The organism is Piscinibacter sp., assembly GCF_050175855.1.
Taxonomy (GTDB): domain Bacteria; phylum Pseudomonadota; class Gammaproteobacteria; order Burkholderiales; family Burkholderiaceae_C; genus Piscinibacter.
Window position 1 is genome coordinate 1 of sequence record NZ_JBFXIO010000384.1, and the last position, 4,875, is coordinate 4,875.

A 4,875-nucleotide genomic window follows, 5' to 3' on the forward strand; every position below is an offset into this window, starting at 1 on the left:
GAGGGTGAATCCGCGAGCCGTCTTCATGACTTCAGTAGCGTCCGAGCACCGTGGACAGGCTGAGCACAGGCTCTCCCGCCTCGTTGAAGATCTGCGCGTCGACGCGGCGGAAGTTCGGGTTCGGCGTCGGCCGCACGGCCAGCTTGCCGCGGTAGGAGCGGCCCAGCTGTTCGCAGCCGAAATCGCCGTCGCCGGTGCTGGGGAACTGCTTGGTCAGCTTCAGACCGGTGAGCTGGTTGTCGGCGCACCATTGCGCCGCGGTCACGTCGGCCAGGCGCTGCGCGTTGTTGGTCAGCGCGCCTGCGGCCTTGATGCCGGCCCCCAGCGTCACCGCCACGATGGCCACGCCGACCAGCACCTCGATCAGCGTGAAGCCACGCCCGGCGGCGCGAGTCACGGGGTGACCTCGTTGCCGACCACGGTGAAGGGGCCGAGACCGTCGGTGGCCAGCACGAGGCGTTGGCCATCCAGCCGCAGCACGATCCGCTGCGCTCCGATCATCGGCTCCGGCCCGAGCACGATCGCGCGGGCCCCCACCACTTCGGCGCTGACGCCGTCGCCGAGCCAGTGGCCGGGCAGTTGAGCACCCTCGGGAAAGCCGATGAAGCGGAACCCCGGCATGTCAGCCTGCTGGGCACGAGGTTCCCAGCGCGCCTGCAGCCCGGCGGCGCGGGATTCGGCGCGTGCCGACTCGAGCAGGGCAGCCAGCCGCGCGGCCTCCTGCTCGAGGCGGGTGGCGGCCGGGTCGCGCATGGCCAGCGTGACCACGCTGCTGGCGATCGCGATCAGCGTGATGACGACCAGCAGTTCGATCAGCGTGAAACCGGCCTGCCGCGCCCGCACGCGCCCTCCCTCGTCATTGCCAGGAGCCGATCTCGGCGTCCTTGCCTTCACCGCCGAGCACGCCGTCCGCGCCGAAGCTGAAGACGTCGATCTCGCCCTTCAGGCCCGGGTTGGCGTACTGGTACGGCCGGCCCCAGGGGTCGTTGGGTAGCTTCTCGAGGTAGGGCTTCCAGTTCGGCGGGATGGCACCGGCGGTCGGCTTGACCACCAGGGCCTGCAGGCCCTGCTCGCCGCTCGGGTAGCGCTGATTGTCGAGGCGGTACAGCTTCAGCGCCTGCATCAGGTTGTTCACGTCGGTGCGCGCCGCCGTCACGCGCGCATCGTCGGCGCGGTCCAGCACATTCGGCACGATCAGCGCTGCGAGCACGCCGATGATCACCAGCACCACCATCAGCTCGATCAGGGTGAAGCCGCGTGCGCGGCGGGCTCGGATGTGTTGCACGGCGGAAGACATCATGAAACGAAGCGCCTCGGCAAGGCCGCGAGGTTGTGGATCCGCTCGATCATAATCCGCGCATGTTGGCAAGACTCACGGCCTTCGTCGTCTGGGCACTGGTGGCCGCCACGGTGGTGTTCTGGGGGCTTCGGCTCCTGGTGCGTCCGCAGCCGGCCCCGTCCTACGCGGTGGCGGTGGGCGATGCGGGCGCGCTGCGAGGCGATCTCACGCGACTGCTCGGCGCCACCCCGGCCACGCCGGGAGCCACCGTCGCCGCGGCGCCGGAACTGGCCTCCCGCTTCAAGTTGCTCGGCGTGATGGCCAGCAAGCACAGCCAGGGTGATGGCTTCGCGCTGATTGCGGTGGATGCCAAGCCGGCCCGCGCCTACGCCGTAGGCACCCTGCTCGAAGGTGACCTGGTGCTGCAGTCGGTCGGTCTGCGCAGCGCGGCGATCGGACCGGCACAGGGGGCGCCCGCGCTCACGCTGGAGGTTCCGCCGCTGCCTGCGGCGGCCACGGGCACGTTGCCTGCGCCGCCGGCCGACGGACTGAAATTCGGCGCCGCAGCGGGCTCGCCCCCGCCCGCCGGAGGCCAGGCGCCCCTGCCGATGCGCCTGCCGGCGCAAGGCCCTTCCTCCGTGATGCCCCAGCCCGGTGTCCAGCCGGCCGTGCAGCCGCCTGCACAGCAGCGCATGCGCGGGCAGGGCGCCTCGATCCGCTGAATCGGCGGAGTCAGCGCAGCGAGCCGGCGCGCGAGTTCGGCGCCATCTCGGCCGGCTGCGACGGACCCGCCTCCTCGCCTTCGGCCACCTCGGTCAGCAAGGCCGCGGCACTGCGCACCAGCGGCCAGGCGAGCGTCGCACCGGTGCCATCGGTGCTCTCCATGCCGAGTTCGAGCAGGGCGGAGGCGTGGAACAGCGACAGCGCCCGGTCCAGGCCGTGGTGGTTGTGGCTGCGGCAGTAGACGCAGTAGTCGGTGACCGCGGGCGCGATACGCGAGGCCACCATCAGCGCCGCACAGGCCGTCATGCCGTCGGCGACGACGAGGTGACGCTTGCTGCCGGCCACCAGCATCACGCCGACCATCATCGCCATCTCGAAGCCGCCGAAGGCCGCCAGCACCTCGACCGGGTCGCTGACGTCCTTGTGGCGGCCCTGCGCGCCCTGCAGCACGTTCACCAGGTGGTTCAGGTCTTCCGGCGGCATGTTCGGGCCGGACAGCAGGAAGTCCTGCAGCGGGGTCTCGGACAGCCGGGACAGCACCAGGGCCGCGCTCTCGTGCGCACCGACCCCGATGCCGGCGCAGGCCACCACGTTGCCCGGCAGCGAGTCGGCGATTTCCATGCCGGCGCGGATGGCAGCATGGGCCTGGTCGAGCGACATCGCCATGGTGGCGCGCGAACTGCGCGTGCCGTGGGCGATCTTGCGCGCCAGCAGCCGGGCATGCGGCGCCACCGGCTCCGCCACGCCGCAATCGACCACCGACAGCTCCAGCCCCTGGATGCGGGCGAACACCGCCACCGGCAGTTGCGAGCCGAGCAGACGCGCCACGAGCTTGGCCGTCGACGTGCTGCCCGGAATGCCGATGCCGTCGACCGCCAGACCATGGTCGGAGGCGAACAGCACGATCTGCGGCGAGCGGAAGCGCGGCTTCAGCGTGTTCTGCAGCAGGCCCAGGCGCACGGCCAGCGGCTCGAGCTCGCCCAGGCTGCCCGTCGTCTCGCTGCGGCGCAGCAGCTTCTCGCGCAGCGCCTGTTCGAGCAGGGGATTGGCAGTGGGACTGATCAGCGAGCGATTGACCGACATGGAAGTGACGCGCGGCGTACGGCAACGCTCATTGTGCGTCAGCGCAGGAACATGCGGTACACGGGGTTGTCGGTCTCGTCCTCGCAGGGGTAGGCCAGCGTCTCGAGGAAGTCTCGGAAGGCCTTCTTGTCGGCGCGCGGCACCTGGATGCCCACCAGGATGCGGCCGTAGTCGGCCCCCTGGTTGCGGTAGTGGAACAGGCTGATGTTCCAGCCCGGGTGCATGCTCGACAGGAAGCGCATCAGGGCGCCGGGCCGCTCCGGGAAGATGAAGCGGTACAACCGTTCGTCGTGCGCCAGTTCGCTGCGGCCGCCGACCATGTGGCGCAGGTGCTGCTTGGCGAGTTCGTCGTCGGTGAGGTCGAGCGTGTCGAAGCCGTGGCGGCGGAAGTTGCGGCCGAGCTTGTCGGCTTCTTCACGGTTGGCGACCGCGACGCCGACGAACACATGAGCCTGCTTCGAGTCGGAGATGCGGTAGTTGAACTCGGTCACCGCGCGCGGGCCGACGAGTTCGCAGAAGCGCCTGAAGCTGCCTCGTTCCTCGGGGATGGTGACGGCGTAGATCGCCTCGCGCTGCTCGCCGACCTCGGCGCGCTCGGCCACGAAACGCAGCCGGTCGAAGTTCATGTTGGCGCCGCAGGTGATCGACACGAAGGTCTTGCCCTTGAGCTTGTTCTGCTCGACGTACTGCTTGACGGCGGCCACGCCCATGGCGCCGGCCGGCTCCATGATGCTGCGCGTGTCCTGGAACACGTCCTTGATCGCCGCGCACACGGCGTCGGTGTCGACCACCACGAAGTCGTCGACCAGCTCGCGCGCGAGGCGGAAGGTCTCCTCGCCGACCAGCTTGACCGCCGTGCCGTCGGAGAACAGGCCGACGTCGGACAGCGTGACGCGCTTGCCGGCGCGCACCGAGCGAAGCATCGCGTCGGAGTCGTTCATCTGCACGCCGACGACCCGGATCTCCGGCCGCACCGACTTGATGTAGGCCGCCACGCCCGAGACCAGGCCGCCGCCGCCGATGGCGACGAACACCGCGTCGATCGGTCCCTGGTGCTGGCGCAGGATCTCCATGCCGATGGTGCCCTGGCCGGCGATCACGTCCGGATCGTCGAACGGATGGACGAAGGTCAGGCCCTGCTCGCGCTCCAGCTCGAGCGCATGCAGGTAGGCGTCGGAGTAGCTGTCGCCATGCAGCACCACCTCGCCGCCGAGCGCACGCACGGCATCGACCTTCAGCTTCGGCGTCGTCACCGGCATCACCACCAGCGCACGGCAGCCGAGCTGGCGGGCGCCGAGCGCGACCCCCTGGGCGTGATTACCCGCCGAGGCGCAGATCACGCCGCGCCGCAGCTGTTCCGGGCTGAGATGCGCCATCTTGTTGTAGGCGCCGCGCAGCTTGAAGCTGAACACCGGCTGGCTGTCCTCACGCTTGAGCAGCACCTGGTTGCCGAGCCGGCGCGAAAGGGCGCGGGCGGGCTCGAGCGGTGTCTCGCGGGCCACGTCGTAGACGCGTGCGGTGAGGATCTTCTGCAAGTAGTCGGCGAGCGTCAGCGCGCGGGGGGCGGCCGTCTTCTTCGCGGGGCTGCGGCTCGGGCCGGCCATGAGCGGTCTCCAGGGGACTTTGCGGCGCCGCATCATACCTTTGCGGCACCCGCGGCCCGCCCAAGAAAAAGGCCCAGGACATTGCTGCCCTGGGCCGAATCCACCAATGGAGGAGGTGGAGGAGACAAACGGTTCGGACGGTCGAATCGCGTGCAAACGAAACAAAACGAGCGCCGAATGCGAAGC

The 4,875-nt window shown here is 69.9% G+C and carries 6 protein-coding genes; 1 reads left to right on the plus strand and 5 read right to left on the minus strand.

Features of this window, described 5'->3' with window-relative positions; translation table 11 throughout:
• Positions 1-31: 31 nt before the first annotated feature.
• From gspI to gspG, 3 genes are read right to left on the minus strand one after another with little or no spacing between them, the layout of a single operon-like run.
• Positions 32-397 carry a type II secretion system minor pseudopilin GspI gene (gene gspI / locus AB7U92_RS21980; protein WP_428582107.1) on the minus strand — a complete coding sequence of 122 codons (366 nt, stop codon included), beginning with the start codon at positions 395-397 and terminating at the stop codon, positions 32-34.
• Positions 394-843, minus strand: coding sequence for a prepilin-type N-terminal cleavage/methylation domain-containing protein (locus AB7U92_RS21985; protein ID WP_428582109.1), 450 nt, complete (start codon positions 841-843; stop codon positions 394-396). The genes gspI and AB7U92_RS21985 overlap by 4 nt, the downstream gene beginning before the upstream one ends.
• 13 nt (positions 844-856) lie before the next feature.
• Positions 857-1,285, minus strand: a complete 429-nt coding sequence (gspG, locus tag AB7U92_RS21990; RefSeq protein ID WP_428582111.1) for a type II secretion system major pseudopilin GspG — start codon at positions 1,283-1,285, stop codon at positions 857-859.
• 74 nt (positions 1,286-1,359) lie between these two features.
• On the opposite strand from gspG, the gene AB7U92_RS21995 reads away from it, so the two are divergent.
• Positions 1,360-2,001, plus strand: coding sequence for a type II secretion system protein N (locus AB7U92_RS21995; protein WP_428582113.1), 642 nt, complete (start codon positions 1,360-1,362; stop codon positions 1,999-2,001).
• Positions 2,002-2,011: 10 nt separating this feature from the next.
• Here AB7U92_RS21995 and AB7U92_RS22000 read toward each other — a convergent pair whose 3' ends face one another.
• Together AB7U92_RS22000 and ilvA are read right to left on the minus strand one after the other, a co-directional pair.
• The gene (locus AB7U92_RS22000) at positions 2,012-3,085 is read right to left on the minus strand and encodes a nicotinate-nucleotide--dimethylbenzimidazole phosphoribosyltransferase (RefSeq protein WP_428582115.1); all 1,074 of its coding nucleotides are present in this window, start codon (positions 3,083-3,085) and stop codon (positions 2,012-2,014) included.
• A 38-nt stretch (positions 3,086-3,123) separates the two neighbouring features.
• Positions 3,124-4,689 carry a threonine ammonia-lyase, biosynthetic gene (ilvA, locus tag AB7U92_RS22005; RefSeq protein WP_428582117.1) on the minus strand — a complete coding sequence of 522 codons (1,566 nt, stop codon included), beginning with the start codon at positions 4,687-4,689 and terminating at the stop codon, positions 3,124-3,126.
• Between the last annotated feature and the right edge of the window lie 186 nt (positions 4,690-4,875).